This window comes from Streptomyces sp. NPDC110618, from assembly GCF_055657065.1.
This window is the reverse complement of the sequence record NZ_JBVKBN010000020.1, coordinates 103127-122575: the sequence shown is the minus strand read 5'-3', so window position 1 is coordinate 122575 and position 19449 is coordinate 103127. Positions and strand designations below refer to the sequence as shown.

The following is a 19449-nucleotide window of genomic DNA, read 5'->3' as shown; positions in this document are numbered from 1 at the left end:
TCAGACGGTGGTGACGACCTCGTCGTAGGACAGGCGCGGGGAGCGCGGGTACCAGGCGTTCTCGCCCGGCTTGCCGATGTTGACCACCATCAGCGGGGTGTGGTCGTCGTCCAGGAACTCCTTGCGGACGCCCTCGAAGTCCAGGCCGGTCATCGGGCCCGCGGCCAGACCCGCGGCACGCACGCCGATGATGAAGTACGCGGCCTGCAGGGCGGCGTTCATGGTGGCGGAGCGCTCGCGGACCGGGCGCTCGCCGAAGAAGGCGTCCTTCGCCTGCGGGAAGGCCGGGAAGAGCTGCGGCAGCTCCTCGTGGAACTCGTTGTCCGCGGAGAGGATCGCGACCAGCGGGGCGGTGGCGGTCTTGGCCTGGTTGCCCTCGGCCATGTGCTGGACCAGGCGCTCGCGGGCCTCGGGGGAGCGGACCAGGGTGATGCGCAGCGGGGTCTGGTTGAAGGCGGTGGGGCCGTACTTGACCAGGTCGTAGATCGCCTGGACCTGCTCGTCGGTCACCGGCTCGTCGGTGAAGGTGTTCGCGGTGCGGGCCTCGCGGAACAGCAGGTCCTGGGCGGCGGGGTCAAGAACGAGAGACATTCGGTGAACCTTCTCGGGGGGTGACGTCGGATCCGGGTCCGTGCGCCGGATCAGCTGACATGTCAACTATATGGGGAGAGAGGTTCAACCTTCAACAAAAGAAGGGGTTTGGTGACCCGCTTCACACCGCTGAACCGGCCCGTCGGGCTAGTCCTCCTCGGGCTCCTCCGCCTCGGACTCCTCCGCCAGGGCCGCGTCCAGCCGGGCCCGTGCGCCGTCCAGCCAGCGGCGGCACACCTTGGCCAGCTCCTCCCCGCGCTCCCACAGCGCCAGAGACTCCTCCAGCGTCGTACCGCCCGCCTCCAGGCGCCGTACGACCTCGATCAGCTCGTCCCGCGCCTGCTCGTAGCCGAGCGCCTCATCCACCTTGCTGGTCATGCACTCACCCTAAGCATCGACTCTGACAGTGAACTCACCCTCGGCCACGCGTGCCCGCAGCACCTCGTCGCCGCCGACCTCGTCCGGGTCCCGGACGACATGCCCGTCCGCCTTCTGCAGCACGGCGTACCCGCGCTTCAGGGTGGCCGCCGGGGAGAGGGCCACCACGCGTGCGTGCGTGTGCGTCAGCTCCGAGTCGGCTCGGTCGAGGAGATGACCGAGGGTGCGGCGGCTGCGGTCCAGCAGGGAGGCGACATGGTCGGCGCGCTCGTCGATCATGCGGTGCGGGTCCTCCATCGCCGGCCGGGCCAGGGCGTGGGCGAGTCCGCGCTCCTCCCGGTCGACGATCGCCCGCACACAGCGCCGGGCACGGTCGCGCAGCATCCGCACCCGCTCGTACTCCTCGCCCACGTCCGGCACGACCTTCTTGGCGGCGTCGGTGGGGGTGGAGGCGCGCAGGTCGGCGACGTGGTCCAGCAGCGGGTTGTCGGGCTCGTGGCCGATAGCGGAGACCACCGGCGTACGGCACTCGGCGACCGTGCGCACCAGTTGCTCGTCGGAGAAGGGCAGCAGGTCCTCCACGCTGCCGCCGCCGCGGGCCACGACGATCACGTCCACGTCGTCGATCGCGTCCAGCTCCTTCACCGCCTGCACGACCTGCGACACCGCGTGGACGCCCTGCACGGCGACATTGCGCACCTCGAAGCGGACGGCGGGCCAGCGGTGCCGGGCGTTCTCCAGCACGTCCCGCTCGGCCGCGGAGGCGCGCCCGCAGACCAGCCCGATGAGCTGGGGCAGGAACGGCAGGGGCTTCTTGCGCTCGGGCGCGAACAGCCCCTCGCTCGCGAGGGCCTTCTTCAGCCGCTCCAGCCGGGCGAGCAGCTCGCCGACGCCGACGGGCCTTATCTCGGCGGCCCGCAGCGACAGCTGCCCGCGCGGGGCGTACCACTCGGGCTTGGCCAGTACGACCACCCGCGCGCCCTCGCTGACCACGTCCGCGACGGCGTCGAAGACCTGCCGGTAGCAGGTGACGCTCACGGAGATGTCGTACGAGGGATCCCGCAGCGTCAGGAACACCACCCCGGCCCCCGGCCGCCGCGACAGCTGGGTGATCTGCCCCTCCACCCACACGGCCCCGAGCCGGTCGATCCACCCCCCGATGAGCCGCGACACCTCACCGACGGGCAGGGGCGTTTCCGCGGACGTGTTGAGAGCCATGCCGGTGAGGGTATCCACAGCCACTGACAACCAACCGTGTCGCCGGGGCCGGTCGTAGACCGCCCCGTACCAATGGCGGACTTGCCCCAGTTGTCCGGAACCAGCCCAAGTGCCGCGATCATTGGGCCGGTGGACGCGGCCTTACGATGGGACGCATGACTGCTTCGTCTGGCCGCCGTGTCCTGCTCGCCGCCCCCCGTGGCTACTGCGCGGGTGTGGACCGCGCCGTGATCGCCGTCGAGAAGGCCCTGGAGCAGTACGGGGCCCCGATCTACGTCCGCCACGAGATCGTGCACAACAAGTACGTCGTGCAGACCCTGGAGAAGAAGGGCGCGATCTTCGTCGAGCGGACCGAAGAGGTCCCGCCGGGCAACATCGTCATGTTCTCCGCGCACGGCGTCGCCCCGGTCGTCCACGAGGAGGCCGCCCGCGGCAAGCTGGCCACCATCGACGCGACCTGCCCCCTGGTCACCAAGGTGCACAAGGAAGCCGTCCGCTTCGCCAAGGAGGACTACGACATCCTCCTGATCGGCCACGAGGGCCACGAGGAGGTCATCGGCACCTCCGGCGAGGCCCCCGACCACATCACCCTCGTCGACGGCCCCGAGGACGTCGCCAAGGTCGAGGTCCGCGACGAGTCCAAGGTCGTCTGGCTCTCCCAGACCACCCTCAGCGTCGACGAGACCATGGAGACCGTCGACGCGCTGAAGGAGAAGTTCCCGCAGCTCATCTCCCCCCCGAGCGACGACATCTGCTACGCCACGCAGAACCGCCAGCTCGCCGTGAAGCAGATGGGCGCCGAGGCCGACCTGGTGATCGTCGTCGGCTCGCGCAACTCCTCCAACTCCAAGCGCCTCGTCGAGGTCGCCAAGCTGGCCGGCGCCCGCGACGCCCACCTCGTCGACTTCGCCCGCGAGATCGACGAGGCCTGGCTGGAGGGCGTGACCACGGTCGGCGTCACCTCCGGCGCCTCCGTCCCCGAGGTCCTCGTCGAGGAGGTCCTGGAGTGGCTGGCCCAGCGGGGCTACGGCGACGTGGAGCTGGTCAAGGCCGCCGAGGAGTCGATCACCTTCTCGCTGCCCAAGGAGCTGCGCCGGGACCTGCGCGAGGAGGCCGCCGCGCTGATCGCGGAGCGTACCGGCGGCTCCGGGGAGTGACGGTCAGTCGTCCGTCGTAACGTAGAGCCATGCAGATCTTCGGTGTGGACATCGGCGGCTCGGGAATCAAGGGCGCCCCTGTGGACCTGGACAGGGGCGACCTGGCCGAGGAGCGCCTGAAGGTGCTCACCCCGCACCCGGCGACGCCGGACGCGGTGGCCGACGGCGTCAAAGAGGTCGTCGACCACTTCGGCTGGACGGGACCGGTCGGGCTGACCTTCCCGGGCGTGGTGACCGGCGGCTCCACGGTGCGTACGGCGGCCAACGTCGACAAGGGCTGGATCGACACCGACGCCCGCGCCCTGTTCGGCGAGCGCCTGGGCGGCCTGCCGGTGACGGTGGTCAACGACGCCGACGCCGCCGGAGTCGCCGAGATGGCCTTCGGCGCCGGCCGGGACCGGCAGGGCACCGTCATCCTGCTCACCTTCGGCACCGGCATCGGCAGCGCCCTGTTCGTCGACGGCGTCCTGGTCCCCAACACCGAGCTGGGCCACCTGGAGCTGCACGGCCACGACGCCGAGAAGAAGGCCTCCAGCAAGGCCAAGGAGGACGGCGACCTGAGCTGGGAGCACTGGGCGCACCGGGTGCAGAAGTACCTCGCCCATGTGGAGATGCTGTTCTCGCCGGAGCTGTTCATCATCGGCGGCGGGGTGAGCCGCAAGTCGAAGAAGTTCCTGCACTACATCGAGGGCATCAAGGCGGAGATCGTCCCGGCGCAGCTGCAGAACAACGCGGGGATCGTGGGCGCGGCGATGCGGGCGGCGAAGGACTGACCTACTTCACGCCTACTTCACGGCACGGCTGCGGGCGGCGGCCACCCGGCGCCGCATCAGCCGCACCTTCCGCACGGTCACGATCACCCCGGTGATCATGGTGCCGACGTACAGCCACCCCGCCTCGGTGGCGAGCGCCGTGAACAGCCCCATCAGCCGGTCCCCGGTCCCGCCGGCACCGGAGTCGGCGACCGGCACGAGCCCGACCGCGAAGGCGATCGGCACGATGACGACCGCGGTCACCAGGTCCGCCTTGCGCACCCAGGCCGCGGTCAGCACGCACACCGGCAGGAACAGCACGCCATAGGCGGTCAGCGCGGAGCCGAACAGCAGCGACAGCAGCGAGCCGAGCGCGAGCATCACGAGCAGGCAGAACAGACCGACGCCGAGCCCCGTGAGCCGCGGGTTGGGCAGCCGGCGCAGCGCCTGGACCACCGGGGGCGGGGGACGCCGTACGGCGTCGGCCGGGCGGCGGCCCGCGCCGGGCCGGGCCTGCGCGGCTCGCACCCCACCCCTCACCTGTGAAGGAAGGGGCGCACCCCGTCGCGTGCCCTGCTGCCCGTGCCGCTCGTCCTGCGCCGGGCGCGTCCTGTGTTGCTCCACTGGACCAACTTAGGTCTGTTTATGTGCCGAATCGCCCGTCAGACACGCCGAGGGGCGGACCTTGGCCACGCGTTCGATACGGGGCAGGGGGCCGGCCGGGGCACGCCGTAGACTGGTGGATCGGCCCACCGGCCTCCAGTCCTCCAGTCCTCCACTCACTCGGTCTCACTCCGTCTCACTCCGGGAAGTCGCAACGTGTCGCTCACGATCGGAATCGTCGGCCTGCCGAATGTCGGCAAGTCGACCCTGTTCAACGCCCTGACCAAGAACGACGTGCTGGCGGCCAACTACCCGTTCGCCACGATCGAGCCGAACGTCGGCGTGGTCGGCGTCCCCGACGCCCGCCTGGCCAAGCTGGCCGAAATCTTCGGCTCGCAGCGCATCCTCCCGGCGACGGTCGACTTCGTGGACATCGCGGGCATCGTGCGCGGCGCCTCCGAGGGCGAGGGCCTGGGCAACAAGTTCCTGGCGAACATTCGTGAGTCCGACGCGATCTGCCAGGTCATCCGCGCCTTCAAGGACGAGAACGTCGTCCACGTCGACGGCAAGGTCTCGCCGAAGGACGACATCGAGACGATCAACACCGAGCTGATCCTCGCCGACCTGCAGACCATCGAGAAGGTCCTGCCGCGCCTGCAGAAGGAGTCGCGGATCAAGAAGGACGTGGCGCCCAAGGTCAAGGCCGTCGAGGAGGCCAAGGAGATCCTGGAGCGCGGCGACACCCTCTTCTCCCAGGGCATCGTCCAGGGCACCGAGCGCTCGGAGCTCCTCCACGACCTGCACCTGCTGACCACCAAGCCCTTCCTCTACGTCTTCAACGTCGACGAGGACGAGCTGGTCGACGACGACTTCAAGGCCGAGCAGCGCGCCCTGGTCGCCCCCGCGGAGGCGATCTTCCTCAACGCCAAGCTGGAGGCGGACCTCGCCGAGCTGGACGAGGAGGACGCCATGGAACTCCTGGAGTCCGTCGGCGCCGAGGAGCCCGGCCTCGCCACCCTGGCCCGCGTCGGCTTCAACACCCTGGGCCTGCAGACCTACCTCACGGCCGGCCCCAAGGAGGCCCGCGCCTGGACCATCAAGAAGGGCGCCACCGCCCCCGAGGCCGCCGGAGTCATCCACACCGACTTCCAGAAGGGCTTCATCAAGGCGGAGGTCATCTCCTTCGAGGACCTGGTCGAGACGGGCTCGGTCGCCGAGGCCCGCGCGAAGGGCAAGGCGCGCATGGAGGGCAAGGAGTACGTGATGCAGGACGGGGATGTGGTGGAGTTCCGCTTCAACGTGTGACTCGGCCGTAAAGAGCTACTGACAGAGGGCGGAGGAACCCCGGCGCAACGGGGTCCCTCCGCTCTTTGCTGCGCAGGAGGACCGATGCCCGGTCCCTGGGACTCAGAGGTGGGGAGACAAATTGCCGCCCTCGCCCGTCTCCCACTGCTCTTCGTGCGCGGTGGCCTCCTCGCACAAGGGCTCGTCCTCTGACCGCTCGTAGGGGGTCGGACCGAAGGCCTGCCTGATCTCGTCGGCGGCCTCGTATGGGTAATCACGGTTCGCCGTCGTTGCCTGTTGCCTCTTTTTGGTCATAGTGGGCTTACTAACCCTCAGGTTGCTAACATTAGAGTTAGTGTCCTCTCAGGTGGCGGTGATCATGGTCGACTTCGTAGGCCGGCGGCAAGAGCTCGCGACGCTGGAGCGTGAGCTGCGGAAGGTGGCGGACGGGGTCGGTGCGGAGCGGCCCGGGCGGTGTGTGATGTTGCGGGGGCGGCGGCGGGTCGGGAAGTCGCGGCTGGTCGAGCGGTTCGCGGAGCGGTCCGGGGCGCCGTTTCTGTTCTACGCCGCCACCGGGGCGTCGCCCGGCGGCGATCTGGCCCGGCTCGCCCGCGATGCCCAGGCGTCGACGTTGCCGCTCGCGGGGCTGATCGCCGCCGCGCGGCCGGAGAGCTGGGACGCGGCGTTCGACGTGCTCGGCGCCGCGCTGCCCGCCGACCGGGCCAGCGTGCTCGTCATCGACGAGGTGCCCTACCTGATGGATGCCGAAGGCGCCTTCGAGGGGATGTTGCAGCGGGCCTGGGACCGGGTGCTGGAGACCAAGCCGGTGCTGCTCGTCCTCATCGGTTCCGACCTGTCGATGATGGAGACGCTGAACAGCTACGGACGCCCCTTCCACCAGCGCGGCCGGGAGATGGTGCTCGGCCCCCTCAACCCCGCCGAGGTCGGACAGATGCTCGGCCTGGAACCGGCGGACGCCTTCGACGCCGCGCTCGTCACGGGCGGGCTGCCGTTGATCTGTGCCGAGTGGCCGCACGGCGCCGGACTGTGGGACTTCCTCGGGGAGGCGTTGCAGGACCCGGTGTCCGCCCTGCTCGTGTCGGCCGAGCGATCGCTCGCCGCCGAGTTCCCGCCGCAGGCTCAGGCCCGCACCGTGCTTTCGGCCATCGGCAGTGGTGAGCGGACCTTCACCAATATCGGCCGGGCGGCGGGTGGGATCGGGGCCACGCCGCTCCAGCGGTCTCTGGAGCTGTTGATCGGCAAGCGGATCGTGGCCGGTGAACTGCCCATCTCGTTGCGCCCGTCGAAGGACCGGCGCTACCGGGTGGCCGACCCCTATATGCGGTTCTGGCTGCACCTGCTCGAACCGTCCATGGAGGAGATCGAGCGGGGGCGGGGTGATCTCGCGCTGGCGCGAGTGCGGGAGAACTGGACCAGTTGGCGCGGACGGGCGGTCGAACCGGTCGTCCGTGAGGCGCTGGCCCGGATGCTGCCCGACGACCGGCTTCCCGCGGCCCCGGCCGTGGGGGGCTACTGGACCCGTACGAACGACGTGGAGATCGACCTGGTCGGCGCCGACCGTGCCCCGGTCGCCCGGCAGCTGCTTTTCGTCGGCTCCGTCAAGTGGCTGGAGCGGTCGCCGTTCGACCGGCACGACCTGGCCGCCCTGCACCGGCACCGGGCCGCCCTCACCGACGAGCCGGTTCCCGTCGTGGCGGTCTCGCGCAGCGGAGTGGACTGTCCGGGGCTCGATGCCGTCTACGAGCCCGCGGACCTGCTGGCGGCCTGGCCCCTGTGACGGGGCGGCGTGGGGCTCCGAGCTAGGAGCTCCCACCGTCCCGTCAGTCCCGCGAGGGCGCCGTCAGTGTGGCGAGGGCCGTCGCCAGTTGGGTCAGGCGGCCGGGGGCGAGGGAGTACAGGACGTAGTAGCCCTCGCGGCGGGTGGTGGTCAGGCCTGCCTGGGTGAGTTGGTGGAGGTGGCGGGAGGTCACCGAGGGGGAGAGGCCCAGGAGGGTGGCCAGTTCGTGGGTGGTGCGGCTCTGGGCCGCGAGGTGGGTGACGATCTGCAGGCGGGGGGCCGCGGCCAGGGCGCGCAGCAGGGTGAGGGTGTCCTCCTGGCTGGCGGGGCGGGCCGCCGCGGCGGGGGCGAGGGGCAGGGCGGGGTAGGTGATCCGCAGGCCCCAGGGGCTGTCACAGGTGACGCGGACGTGCGGCCAGACGTAGTGGCTCGCGATGAAGGTGACCGGGTTGGCCGGGGTGACCGTGAGGTCGTGGTCGTGCGGGCGGTCCAGGCGCAGGGTGCGGGCCGCGGGGTCGATGCGGATCTGCGGGGCCAGGGTGCGGAGCATCGGGAGCAGGCCCTGGTGGGCGATCCGGGCTCCGGAGCGGGCGATCGACTCGTAGAGGGAGGGTTCGACGCGGTCCCATTCCTCGGCGAACGCCGCGCTCCAGTAGTCCTCCAGTGCGGCGAGCGCGGCCTCCAGGGGTGGGCGGGGGTCGGTGAGGACCTGCCGGAGGGTGGCCGACCGGGCGGGGTCCGTTCGGTGCAGTTCCGTCAGGGCCGCGTCGCGTGCCGCTCGGTCGTGGACCAGGGCGGGTGCGGAGTGGCGGGTCGGGTCCATGAGGGTCTTGGCGAGTTCGACGGCCAGGAGGTCGGGTGGCTGGGCCCGTACGGTCGCGAGCTGCTCTGCGAAGTCCGCGTCCTGGTCCCAGGCTCCCGCCTCGAAGAGCGCCGGGATGTAGTCGGCCACGACGAAGCCGTACTCGCGCAGCCGGCGGCGCAGCGCGGCGGGGAGCTTGCGGCAGCGGCGTACCCACGGCACGTGCAGCGCGTGGTGACCCGGGTCGGTGAGCACGTGCCAGGAGTGGACCGCTTCGAGCAGCGGTGAGACGGAGAAGGAGATGTGCTCCTCGGCCGACTCCGCGAAGCGCAGGGTGATCACGATTGCAGGATTTCACAATCAGTTGATCGGATCTCGCCGCGCCGAGCAGGCTGGGGCCGGGTCCTCTCCCCATTCCTGGTTGAAAGCGTGGTGTGCCATGAGTGCTGCCGTTCCGCCCTGGCGGGCCGTGCTGGACGCTCACGGGTGCGCGTACGTCGTGCACGAGCACGCCGCCGCGCACACCGTCGCCGAGCGTCAGGCCCTGCCGTTCCCCTGGGCGCAGGCCGTCAAGACGCTCGCGTTCACGGCGCCCGAGGTGCCGTTGCTGCTCGTCGCGCTGCGCGCGCCGGACCGGGTGGACTTCGCCCGCCTCGCCGCCGCCGTCGGCACCAGCCGGTCCGGCCTGCGTACGGCGGACCCCGAGCTGCTCACCGCGGAGGGGCTGGTCCCGGGCGGCATTCCGCCGGTCAGCCACCGGCCCGGGGTGCCGTGTCTGATCGATGTCGCGGTCGGCGCGCCGGACCGGCCCGTCTACTGCGGCGGCGGATCGCCCGACCGCACGCTGCGGATCGGCTCCGGCGCTCTGGCCGGACTGCCGCGCGCCCGGACCGTACGCGTCGCCCGCGAACCGAACCCGCACGGCTAGGAGTCACCGGACCATGGTGCACACCGAGAACCTGCTCGCCTTCGCCGCGATGTCCCTCGTCGTGATCGCGGTCCCCGGCCCGAGCGTCCTGTTCGTCGTCGGCCGGGCGCTCGCCCACGGCCGCCGCACCGCGCTCGCCACGGTGCTGGGGAATCTGCTGGGCTCCTACGCCCTCGTCCTCGCCGTCGCCCTCGGCCTGGGCAGCCTCGTCCAGCGGTCGGCCACCGTGTTCACGGCGGTGAAGCTCGCGGGTGCCGCGTATCTGGTCTACCTGGGCGTGCAGGCGTTCCGCCGCCGCGGGCGGCTGCGCACGCAGGTGGCGGCCGGGGCGGACGAACGGCGCGGTGATCTGCGTACCGTCCTGGACGGACTGCTCGTCGGCGCGACCAACCCCAAGGGCCTGGTGTTCTTCGCCGCCGTCCTGCCCCAGTTCGTCGACCACGACGCCGGGAACATCCCGCTCCAGATGATGGTCCTCGGTCTGATCCCGGCCGGTATCGGCCTGATCAGCGACACCGTCTGGGGGCTGTGCGCATCGGCGGCCCGGTCCTGGTTCGCCGGGTCGGAGCGCCGTATGTCGGCGATCGGCGGCACGGGCGGCGTCGCGCTGATCGGCCTGGGGTTCACCGTCGCCGTCAGCCGTCAGTGACATCGGCGGAGAGCCCCGCCAGCAGCGCCGTGATCGCCCGGTCCGTCGAGGCCGCCATGTCCACCCGGTCCGGGGCCAGCAGCCACTGGACCTGGAGGCCGTCCATGACGGCGATGACGGTGTTCGCGGTGTCCGTCACCGCCGTGTCGTCCGGGAGTTCGCCCAGCTCGCACGCCTCCCGCAGCGCCTCGACGACCATGGCGCGCAGTCCCTCGTACCGGTCGCGGAAGTACTCCTGCGCGGGGTGGCCCTCGGTGACGCTCTCCGCGGACAGGACCGCGTACAGCCGTACGATCCCCTCCCGCTCGGCGTTGCGGGACGCGGTGTCGACCAGGTGGCGCAGGAAGGCCAGGCCCCGCGGGCGTTCGGTGCCGAGCTGTTCGATGTCGGCGGCGTCGCGCAGTTCCAGCACGCTGGTCAGCAACTGGGCCTTGGTGCGGAAGTAGTGCAGGACGCCGGCCTGAGTGAGTCCGGCGCGGTCGGCGATCTCCTGGAGCGAGGCGTTGTTGTAGCCGCGGGCGGCGAACGTGTCCATCGCGATCCGCAGGATGTCCTGCTGCCGCCGCTTGGCCTCCGCGCTGCGCGGCGTCCTGGGCTGCGTCCTGCGGTGCGTACGGCTTACCGGCTGGTCACTCACCCGGCTCAGCATAGGTGGACCGCGGTGGTGGTGATCGGCTTCCGAAATCACTCCTCGACAGTGTGAGCCGTATCACTTACTAAGTACTTAGTAGGTGTGCTTTCATGTCGCCGCCCTTCGACGTCCGATCCGCGTCGGCGGACCGGGTGCACCACCACTCGCGTCAGGTCACCCCACCGAAGGAGAGCCGCACGTGTCCCTCCCCACGACCAGCAGAGCGCGCGCCGCGTGCGCGGCGCTGATCCTCGCCGTGTCCGGTCTCACCGCGGCCGTCGGCACCGGTACGGCCCAGGCCGCCGACCCCACCGCCCAGGTCTGGGTCACCACCCCCGACGGGTCGCGGAAACTCGCCGTCGAGACCGTCCCGTTCAACAGCGCCGTCCAGCCCGTCGACATCCGCGTCGACGCCGGCAGCCGTGGCCAGCGCTTCACCGGCGCCGGGGCCTCCGTCACCGAGGCCTCCGCCCACCTCATCCGGCAGTTGCCCGCCGACCGGCGCGCCGACCTGATGAAGTCCCTGTTCTCGCCCACCGAGGGCATCGGGCTGAACTACCTCCGCCAGCCCCTCGGCAGCACCGACTTCAACTCCGGCGGCTTCTACACCTACGAGGACACCCGGGGCTCCTTCTCCATCGCCCGCGACCAGGCGGAGATCATCCCGGTCGTCAAGCAGGCACAGGCCCTCAACCCGGAGATCCGGTTCATGGGCTCGCCCTGGTCGCCCCCGGCCTGGATGAAGACCGGCAACTCGCTGAGCGGCGGCAGCCTCAGGGCCGACCACTACCAGGCGTACGCGGACTACCTGGTCAAGGCCGTCAAGGCGTACGGGCAGCAGGGCATCACCCTCACCGACCTCACCGTCCAGAACGAGCCCGAGTTCGCGACGACGTACCCCTCGATGGCGATGACCTCGGCCGAACAGGCGGCGTTCCTCAAGGTCCTCGACCGGACGCTCACCGCCAACGGTCTGCCCACCAACCTCCTCGCCTACGACCACAACTGGGACCACCCGAACTACCCGCTGGAGGTTTTCGGCTCCACGCAGGGCGTCCAGCGGATCATCGGCGCCGCCTTCCACTGCTACGGCGGCGACCCCTCCGCCCAGCAGCGGATCGTCGACGCGGGCAAGCGGGTCTTCTTCACCGAGTGCTCGGGGACGGACTCCGCCGACACCTTCGCCGACACCCTCAAGTGGCACGCCGAGAACCTCGTCGTACGCAACATGCGCAACGGCGGCGAGACCGTCGTCAACTGGAACCTCGCCCTCGACCAGAACGGCGGCCCCCACCAGGGGCACTGCGCCAACCGCTGCAACGGTGTCGTCGAGATCGCGAACGGCACGGTCACCCGGGGCGCCGAGTACTACGTCCTGGGCCACGTCACCAAGTTCATCAAGCCCGGCGCCGTCCGCGTCGGCTCCACCAGCCAGGGCTCCGGAGGCGTGCAGAACGTCACCTTCCAGAACCCGGATCGGTCCTTCGCCGGCTACGTCGTCAATACCGCCGCCACCGCGCAGCGGTTCTCGCTGACCGAGGGCGGCCGGTCGCTCGCGTACACCCTTCCGGCCGGGGCCGTCGCCACCGTCGTCTGGAGCGGCGACGGCGGGCCGCAGGGGCCCCTCGACCCCGCCGCCTGGTACCGGGTGGCCAACGCCGGCAGCGGCGCCTGCCTGGACGCCGCCGACTGGGGCACCGGTGACGGCACCGCCCTGCAGCAGTGGGCCTGCACCACGGGTACGAACCAGAAGTGGCAGCTCAGGCCCACGGGTGACGGCTACTACCAGGTGGTCAACCAGTTCAACGGGCGGGTATGGGACGTCGACGGCGGCCCCGGCGCGACCGGCGACGGGACCAAGGTCCACCTGTGGACATACGTCGGCAACAGCAACCAGCAGTGGCGGCCCGAGGCCGCTGGGAGCGGTGGCCGGTACCGGTTCGTCGCCCGGCACAGCGGGAAGTGCCTCGCCGTCGACAACGGGTCCACCGCCAACGGGGCCCGGCTGTCCCAGCGAGCCTGCGACGGCTCCGACGCCCAGCGGTTCACCTTGACCGGCTGACAGGAAAGCCCGCCCTCCGCGCGGGACACTGCTGGTGTGCGGGAAGCTGCGGTGCGTGTGCAGGTGCTGGGCCGGCTGCGGATCCGTCGGGTCGGCGGGCCGGAGTGGCGGCTGGGCTCCGCGCGGGCCGAGTCGCTGCTGGGGTACCTGGTGCTGCACCGCGGCGGCGCGCACGCGCGGCAGCACCTGGCCGGGGTGCTGTGGCCGGAGTCGAGCGAGGCGCAGGCCCGGACCAATCTGCGGCACCTCCTGCACGGGCTGCGGCACACCGTTCCCGAGGTCGAGCAGGTACTGGAGCTCACCCCGCGCACCGTGGCGTGGCGGGCCGGAGCCGGGTGCCTGCTCGACGCCGAGGAATTCGAGCGGCACCTGGAGCGGGCCCGTACGACGGCACGCGCGGACCGGGCCGCCGCGCTCGCCGACGCCGTCGCCCTCTACACCGGGGACCTGCTCGCCGACTGCGGTGACCCCTGGCCCGTCGCCGAGCGGGAGCGGCTGCGCGGGCGCTTCACCGACGCCCTGGAGGAACTGGGCGTCCTGCTGCACGCGGCGGACGACCAGCGCGGCGCGGCCGACGTGCTGGAGCGGCTGGTCCGGGAGGACCCGGTGCGGGAGTCCGCGTACCGGGAGCTGATGCGGGCCTACTACGCGCTCGGCGACCGGGCGCGCGCGGTCCGGGCCTACCACGCCTGCGTCTCCTCCCTGGAGCGTGAGCTGGGGGTCGCCCCGTCCGCGCCGACCCGTGCCGCCTACGCCGGGCTGCTGGCCGTCGAGGGGCCCGACCCGCCGCGGCACGGCGGCTCGCCCCGGCTGGTCGGGCGGGAGGCGGAGCGGCGGCGGCTGTCCGAGGCGTGGCGTACGGCGGCGGCCGGGCGGCCGGTGCTGGTGCTGCTCACCGGGGAGCCCGGCATCGGCAAGACCCGGCTGGCCGAGGACTTCGTGGCGTGGGCGGACCGGCGGCACGCCGTCACGGCGGTCGCGCGGGCGCACGCCGCCGAGGGCGGACTCGCCTACGCGCCCGTCGTCGCCTGGCTGCGCGCCCCCGGGCTCGGGCCCGCCCTGGACCGGCTGGAGACGGCGTTCCGGGAGGAGCTGGCGCGGCTGCTGCCCGAGCTGGGCGCCCACGAGCCGCCCGAGACGCTTCCCGAGGACGAGCAGCGCCAGCGCCTGTTCGGGGCCGTCGCCCGGGTGCTGGAGGCGGCGGGCCGTCCGGTCGTACTGCTCGCCGACGACCTGCACCGCTTCGACCGGGAGTCGCTGCGCCTGCTGCACTTCCTGGCCCGCGCCGAGCCGAACTTCCCGCTGCTGGTGGTGGGGACGGCCCGGCCGGAGGAGACGGACCGCGGGCACCCGCTGCACGAACTGCTCGGCGGGCTGCGGGCGCTCGGCCGGGCCGAGGTGCTGGAGCTGGGCCCGCTGTCGCGGGAGGAAACCGCGGCGCTGGCCCGCCGGATCGCCGGGGAGGGCGTCGACGTCGACCGCCTGCACACCGAGGCCGAGGGCAACCCGCTCTTCCTGATCGAGGCCCTGCGCGCGGGCCGGCTCAGCCCTCGCGTACAGGCCGTGATCGAGGCGCGGCTGGCCCAACTGTCGGCCGGAGCAGGAGAGTTGCTGGGGGTGGCCGCCACCGTCGGGCGGGAGTTCACCGCCGATGTGCTGGGCGCCGCCGCCGACGTGGACGAGGCGACCCTGGTCGCGGGCCTCGACGAGCTGTGGCGGCGCCGCGTCATCCGCGAACAGGGCCTGGACGCGTACGACTTCGCGCACGAGAAGATCCGCGAGGTGGCCTACGCCTCGGTCAGCCCGGCAATGCGCCGGCACCACCACCGCCGGGTCGCCGACGTGCTCTCCCGGCCGCAGGAGGCCACCCCCGACGAGGTGTGCGGCCAGATCGCCGACCACTACCAGCGCGCCGGCGACATCGTCACCGCCGTGCCCTGGGCGCTGCGCGCCGCCGACGCCGCCTGCCGGCTGCACGCCAACGCCGAGGCCGTGGCCCTGCTCGACCGCATGCTGCGCCTGCTGCGCGAGCGGCCCGCCTCCCCCGAACGCGACCGGCTGGAGCTGGACCTGCTCACGGCGCTGCCCGGACCGCTCGGCCAGGTGGAGGGCTACTCCGGCCCCCGCATGTCCGCCACCCACACCCGCGCCCTGGAACTCGCCGCGCGGCTCGGCGCCGACCCCGCCCCGCCGCTGCTGCGCTCCCTGGCCGTCGCCGCCACCGTCGCCTCCGACTTCGCCGCCACCGAGCGCTACGGCGGCCAACTCCTCGCCCTTGGCCGCGAGTCGGGCGACGACGTGCTCGTCGTCGAGGGGTCGTACGTGCTCGGCATCGCCGCGTTCTGGCAGGCCCGCTTCGACACCGCCCGCGAGAACTTCGCCCGCGCCATCCGCTGCTACCGCCCCCGGCAGCGCGCCGTCCACCTGCTCCGCTACGCCCAGGACCCGCGGGTGGTGTGCCAGAGCAGGCTGGCGAACACGCTCTGGTTCATGGGCCGCCCGCAGGCCGCCGAACGGGCCCGCGACGCCGCGCTGGCGTACGCGGAGGAGACCGGGCACCAGTACAGCAAGGCCGTCTGCCTGATCTTCGCCTCGCTGCTCGCGCTGGACATGCGGGACGACCGGGCGCTCCGCGCCCACCTGCGCGAACTCACCGCGCTGGACGACCCGGCGCCCCACGTACGGCTCCCGGCGGAGGCGCTCTTTGGCTATACGGACGTACTCGACGGCCGTACGGCCCAGGGCGTACGGCGCTGCCGTCAGGCGATCGTCCGGATGGGCGGCATGCAGCAGGCACCCGGCATGTCCGCCGTACTGCACCGGATCCTGATGGGCGCCGCCGAGCGGGCCGGGGACGCGGAACGGGCCCGGTGGGCGGCGGAGCGGCTGCTGACCATGGGCGGCGCGGCCGTGGTCTGGCGGCCCACGGCCCTTCGGGTGCGCGAGCGGCTCGACAGGACGGAGGTGACCCGGCGGCACCCCGCCCGGAACGGCTGAGGAACGCTCCCGGAACGGTCACCCGGCAAGGCTCGGACACCTAGCCGCTTGGACCCGGCCGAGAAGAGGAGGACGCCATGTCCACCACCTACGACGCCGTCATCGTCGGAGCCCGCTGCGCGGGTGCCCCGACCGCGATGCTGCTGGCCCGCAAGGGCTACCGGGTGCTGCTGGCCGACCGCGCCGAACTGCCCAGCGACACCGTCTCGACCCACATGATCCACCCGCCCGGCGTGGCCGCCCTGACCCGCTGGGGACTGCTCGACCGGGTGCGCGCCACCGGCTGCCCGCCGATCACGACGTACTCCTTCGACTTCGGGCCGTTCACCCTCACCGGCAGCCCCCGCCCGTACGACGGGACCGGGGCCGGGTACGCGCCGCGGCGCCGGGTGCTCGACGCGATCCTGGTGGAGGCCGCCGCCGAGGCGGGCGCGGAGGTGCGGGACCGCTTCAACGTCGACGAGGTGCTGACCGAGGACGGGACCGTGGTCGGGGTCCGCGGGCACGGCAAGGACGGCGCACGGTCCGTCGAACGGGCCCGCGTGGTGATCGGCGCCGACGGGCGCGGCTCGCACGTGGCCCGGGCGGTCGGCGCGCGGACCTACCGGGAGAAGCCGAGGCTGGCGTACGCCTACTACTCGTACTGGGCCGACCTGCCGCTGACCGGCTTCGAGACGTGCGCCCGGCCCGACCGGGGCTGGGGGACCATCCCCACCAACGACGGGCTGACCGTGGTGATCGTCGGCTGGCCGTACGCCGAGGCGCGGGCGTACCGGGCGGACGTCGAGGCCAATTTCCTCGCCACCCTGGACCTCGTCCCGGAGTTCGCCGAGCGGGTCCGCTCCGCCCGGCGCGCGGAGCCGTTCCTCGGCGGGGCCGTCCCCAACTTCTTCCGGGTGCCCCACGGGCCGGGCTGGGTGCTGGTCGGGGACGCCGGGTACACCAAGGACCCGATCACCGCGCAGGGCATCAGCGACGCCTTCCGGGACGCCGAGGCGTGCGCCGACGCGCTGGACGACGTGTTCACCGGGCGCCGCTCCTTCGCCGACGCCCTGTCCGCCTTCCAGGAGGCGCGCGACGCGCACGTGTCGGAGATGTACGAGTTCACGACCCAGCTCGCCACGCTGGCACCCCCGCCGGACGACACCGCCCGGCTGCTCGCGGACGCGCTCGGGAACCGGGAGCGCATGGACCACTTCGCGAGCGTGGTCGCCGGAACGGCGCCCCCGCACAGCTTCTTCGCCCCCGCGGGCGTGGAAGTACCGGCCTGACGAAGGGAGTTGTGATGCGCACCGTGCTGGTGACAGGAGCGACCGGCAACGTCGGCCGCACGGTCGTGACCGCGCTCCGCGACCGCGGCGCTTCCGTACGGGCCTTCGTACGGGACGCCGAGCGGGCGCGGCGGACGCTGGGCGACGAAGTCGGTCTGGCCGTGGGCGACTTCGGTGATCCGGCGTCGCTGCGCGCGGCGCTGCGGGGCGTGGACGCCGTGTTCCTCACCTCGGCGGACGGCCCGGACAAGGTCGCCCACGAGACCGCGGTGATCGACGCGGCCTCGACCGCGTGGGTGCCGCGCCTGGTCAAACTCTCCTCCCCGCGCGTGGAGATCGGCTCGGACCTCGCCTTCTGGGACTGGCACGGCCGCATCGAGCAGCACCTGCGCACCTCGGGGGTGCCCGCGGTGTGCCTGCGCTCCGGGTACCTCATGTCCAACCTGCTCGCGGCGGCCGAAGGGGTCGCCGCGAGCGGGCAGTTGATCGCCCCGGCGGGCACGGCACGCATCGCGATGACCGACCCGGCGGACGTGGGCGCGGCCGCGGCGGTCCTGCTCACGGAGGACGGCCACGAGGGCCGTACGTACACGCTGACCGGCCCGGAGTCGGTGACCTACGGCGAGGTCGCCGCGGTGCTGTCGGAGGTGACGGGCCGGGAGGTCGGGTACGTCGACGTACCCGACGAGGCCGCCCGCGCGGGCCTGGCCGCCTCGGGGGCTCCGGAGTGGCTGGTGGAGGGTGTGGCGGCGCTCTTCGGGAAGCTGCGGGAAGGGGCCTGCGCGGAGGTGACCGGGACGGTCCGGGCGCTGACCGGGCGGGAGCCCCGGACCCTCACGGAATGGGCCCGGGACCACGCCGGCGTGTTCACCGGGGCGCCGGTGTGAGCTTCAGCGCGCTGTCCGCCGCGGCCAGTACCGTCCGCGTCTGGTGCTCCGCCTGGTGGCTCACCGGCACCCGGCGCAGCCGCAGGGCCTGCGCGAAGTCCGTGGCCCAGACGGTGAACAGGGCGTCCAGTTCTTGGTGGAGTGCCGGGGCGGCCCGGTCGTCGGAGCGGGCGAGCAGGCGCAGCAGCAGGCCCGCCGCGCGCAGCGGCTGGCGGCGGGCCACCACGTCCAGGGCGCAGATGTCGGCCCTGGTCAGGGCGGGGTCGGACCGCTCGGCCAGCGGGGTCCAGGAGTCGGCGACCAGGTCGTAGAGGTCGTCCGCCATCCACTCCAGGACCCGGCAGAGGGCGTTCTCCTCGGGCGGGGGCAGGAAGGCGCGGGCCTTGTCGAAGATCGCGGTCACCTGGCGTCCGCCGTCGCGGACCAGGCGGGACAGGTCGCGCAGGGCGGTCGCGGGGTCCGGGTGCGGGGTCCGGTCGTCGGCCAGGTCGGTGGCCCACATGGGGACTTCGACGATCGCGGTGACTCCGCCGTACCGGGACGGCGCGCACCAGGTGGAACGGTCGAAGTTCTCCGACCCGGCCGCCAGGCGGGCGCTGCTGCCCGGCGGGGGCAGCACATGGATGCCGGGGCTGGGGTTGTCCCAGTACAGGGCGTCGTACGTGCCGTGCTGGAGCGGCAGGCCCAGCGCGGCGGCCGACTCGGCGAACGCGGAGGCGAGTCCGGGCAGTTCGCGGGTCAGCTGGACCCAGCTGCCGCCCGCGTCCACGCTGTGCAGGGAGCACTGCAGGACCGGGCGCAGTTCGTCGACGACCTCGAACAGGGCCTGGCTCTCCGGCAGTTGCCGGGACTCGATCGGCGCCCACTCCGGCTGTTCCGCCGCGACTGGGCGGAAGGCGGTGCCGTAGTAGCCCTTCAGGGTCGCCGTCGCCTCCTCGACGCCCTCGGTCAGCGCGGCGCCGTCCGGGTCGAGGCACAGCACGATGTCCCAGGTGACGAGGGCCGGATCGGTCGCCGGGGTGAGCCCGTCGCCGCGGGCCACCCGCTCCGCCAGCGCGAGCGCCGTGGCGCCGCCGACCGGCTCGTCGGGGTGCGGACGGGCGACCACCAGGACGTGCCGGGGGCCGTGTCCCACGGACAGCATCCACAGCGGACGGCCCGCGCGGGAGGTCCCGATCCGGCGCAGGCGGCCGGCCCCCGGGAACCGGGTGACCAGCCGCCGCGCCGAGTCGGTGACGTCCGCGACCGTGGGGTAGCGGTCCATCACCGAAGTCGGGTCAGGAACCGCCGTTGCCACCGCTGTCGCCGGTGGTCTCCTTCTTGTCCAGCGGACGAATCTCGATCTTGTTCGGCATGCCTGTCCTCCCGTTGGTGGCTGTGGCGTGCGGTTGATCGTGCTCTTGCAAGAGTTCGCGCATCCGGTCACTGTTGTCAATGTCCG

At 72.4% G+C, this 19449-nt stretch carries 18 protein-coding genes; 10 read left to right on the top strand and 8 right to left on the bottom strand.

Going from position 1 to position 19449, the window contains the following annotated elements; all coding sequences use genetic code 11:
* The 3 genes from ACZ7L7_RS29255 to xseA all read right to left on the bottom strand — a co-directional run bounded on the left by ACZ7L7_RS29255 (window position 1) and on the right by xseA (window position 2187).
* On the bottom strand, window positions 1–591 hold the full coding sequence (locus tag ACZ7L7_RS29255) for a malonic semialdehyde reductase (protein WP_285510335.1): 591 nt from the start codon (window positions 589–591) through the stop codon (window positions 1–3).
* Between the two features lie 147 nt (window positions 592–738).
* Window positions 739–969 (bottom strand): exodeoxyribonuclease VII small subunit, encoded by a 231-nt coding sequence (locus ACZ7L7_RS29250; RefSeq protein WP_285510334.1) that lies wholly within the window; start codon window positions 967–969, stop codon window positions 739–741.
* Between the two features lie 9 nt (window positions 970–978).
* Window positions 979–2187, bottom strand: a complete 1209-nt coding sequence (xseA, locus tag ACZ7L7_RS29245) for an exodeoxyribonuclease VII large subunit (RefSeq protein WP_285510333.1) — start codon at window positions 2185–2187, stop codon at window positions 979–981.
* Window positions 2188–2342: 155 nt separating this feature from the next.
* Here xseA and ACZ7L7_RS29240 point away from each other — a divergent pair, with 155 nt between their 5' ends.
* Together ACZ7L7_RS29240 and ppgK are read left to right on the top strand one after the other, a co-directional pair.
* On the top strand, window positions 2343–3344 hold the full coding sequence (locus ACZ7L7_RS29240; RefSeq protein ID WP_471427808.1) for a 4-hydroxy-3-methylbut-2-enyl diphosphate reductase: 1002 nt from the start codon (window positions 2343–2345) through the stop codon (window positions 3342–3344).
* A 29-nt stretch (window positions 3345–3373) separates the two neighbouring features.
* Window positions 3374–4117, top strand: a complete 744-nt coding sequence (gene ppgK / locus ACZ7L7_RS29235) for a polyphosphate--glucose phosphotransferase (protein WP_285510331.1) — start codon at window positions 3374–3376, stop codon at window positions 4115–4117.
* 12 nt (window positions 4118–4129) lie between these two features.
* Here ppgK and ACZ7L7_RS29230 read toward each other — a convergent pair whose 3' ends face one another.
* Window positions 4130–4720 carry a DUF6542 domain-containing protein gene (locus ACZ7L7_RS29230; protein WP_285510330.1) on the bottom strand — a complete coding sequence of 197 codons (591 nt, stop codon included), beginning with the start codon at window positions 4718–4720 and terminating at the stop codon, window positions 4130–4132.
* 195 nt (window positions 4721–4915) lie between these two features.
* Between ACZ7L7_RS29230 and ychF the strand changes: the two genes are divergently transcribed.
* Together ychF and ACZ7L7_RS29220 are read left to right on the top strand one after the other, a co-directional pair.
* A complete protein-coding gene (gene ychF, locus ACZ7L7_RS29225) occupies window positions 4916–6004 on the top strand; it encodes a redox-regulated ATPase YchF (protein ID WP_453602073.1) in 1089 nt (362 codons plus the stop codon).
* 358 nt (window positions 6005–6362) lie between these two features.
* Window positions 6363–7781, top strand: a complete 1419-nt coding sequence (locus tag ACZ7L7_RS29220; RefSeq protein WP_472077632.1) for an ATP-binding protein — start codon at window positions 6363–6365, stop codon at window positions 7779–7781.
* Window positions 7782–7824: 43 nt separating this feature from the next.
* On the opposite strand, the gene ACZ7L7_RS29215 is transcribed toward ACZ7L7_RS29220, so the two are convergent.
* On the bottom strand, window positions 7825–8925 hold the full coding sequence (locus ACZ7L7_RS29215; protein WP_285510329.1) for a DUF5937 family protein: 1101 nt from the start codon (window positions 8923–8925) through the stop codon (window positions 7825–7827).
* A 97-nt stretch (window positions 8926–9022) separates the two neighbouring features.
* On the opposite strand from ACZ7L7_RS29215, the gene ACZ7L7_RS29210 reads away from it, so the two are divergent.
* Window positions 9023–9511 carry an aminoacyl-tRNA deacylase gene (locus ACZ7L7_RS29210; protein ID WP_285510328.1) on the top strand — a complete coding sequence of 163 codons (489 nt, stop codon included), beginning with the start codon at window positions 9023–9025 and terminating at the stop codon, window positions 9509–9511.
* Between the two features lie 13 nt (window positions 9512–9524).
* Complete coding sequence (locus tag ACZ7L7_RS29205) at window positions 9525–10160, top strand: LysE family translocator (RefSeq protein ID WP_453602028.1); 636 nt, start codon at window positions 9525–9527, stop codon at window positions 10158–10160.
* Here the strand turns inward: ACZ7L7_RS29205 and ACZ7L7_RS29200 are convergent.
* A complete protein-coding gene (locus tag ACZ7L7_RS29200) occupies window positions 10147–10797 on the bottom strand; it encodes a TetR/AcrR family transcriptional regulator (RefSeq protein WP_285510326.1) in 651 nt (216 codons plus the stop codon). The two genes, ACZ7L7_RS29205 and ACZ7L7_RS29200, sit on opposite strands and share 14 nt — an antisense overlap.
* A gap of 193 nt (window positions 10798–10990) precedes the next feature.
* On the opposite strand from ACZ7L7_RS29200, the gene ACZ7L7_RS29195 reads away from it, so the two are divergent.
* From ACZ7L7_RS29195 to ACZ7L7_RS29180, 4 genes are all read left to right on the top strand, one after another.
* Window positions 10991–12853 (top strand): RICIN domain-containing protein, encoded by a 1863-nt coding sequence (locus ACZ7L7_RS29195; RefSeq protein ID WP_285510325.1) that lies wholly within the window; start codon window positions 10991–10993, stop codon window positions 12851–12853.
* A gap of 36 nt (window positions 12854–12889) precedes the next feature.
* Window positions 12890–15850 carry an ATP-binding protein gene (locus ACZ7L7_RS29190; RefSeq protein WP_453602023.1) on the top strand — a complete coding sequence of 987 codons (2961 nt, stop codon included), beginning with the start codon at window positions 12890–12892 and terminating at the stop codon, window positions 15848–15850.
* 77 nt (window positions 15851–15927) lie between these two features.
* A complete protein-coding gene (locus tag ACZ7L7_RS29185) occupies window positions 15928–17121 on the top strand; it encodes an NAD(P)/FAD-dependent oxidoreductase (RefSeq protein WP_453602020.1) in 1194 nt (397 codons plus the stop codon).
* A gap of 14 nt (window positions 17122–17135) precedes the next feature.
* Entirely contained in the window at window positions 17136–18008 is an 873-nt protein-coding gene (locus ACZ7L7_RS29180) for an SDR family oxidoreductase (RefSeq protein WP_285510322.1), read from the top strand.
* Here ACZ7L7_RS29180 and ACZ7L7_RS29175 read toward each other — a convergent pair.
* The gene (locus ACZ7L7_RS29175; RefSeq protein WP_285510321.1) at window positions 17989–19272 is read right to left on the bottom strand and encodes a M14 family zinc carboxypeptidase; all 1284 of its coding nucleotides are present in this window, start codon (window positions 19270–19272) and stop codon (window positions 17989–17991) included. The genes ACZ7L7_RS29180 and ACZ7L7_RS29175 overlap by 20 nt on opposite strands.
* A gap of 13 nt (window positions 19273–19285) precedes the next feature.
* Window positions 19286–19426 (bottom strand): hypothetical protein, encoded by a 141-nt coding sequence (locus tag ACZ7L7_RS29170; RefSeq protein WP_285510320.1) that lies wholly within the window; start codon window positions 19424–19426, stop codon window positions 19286–19288.
* Window positions 19427–19449 lie beyond the last annotated feature (23 nt).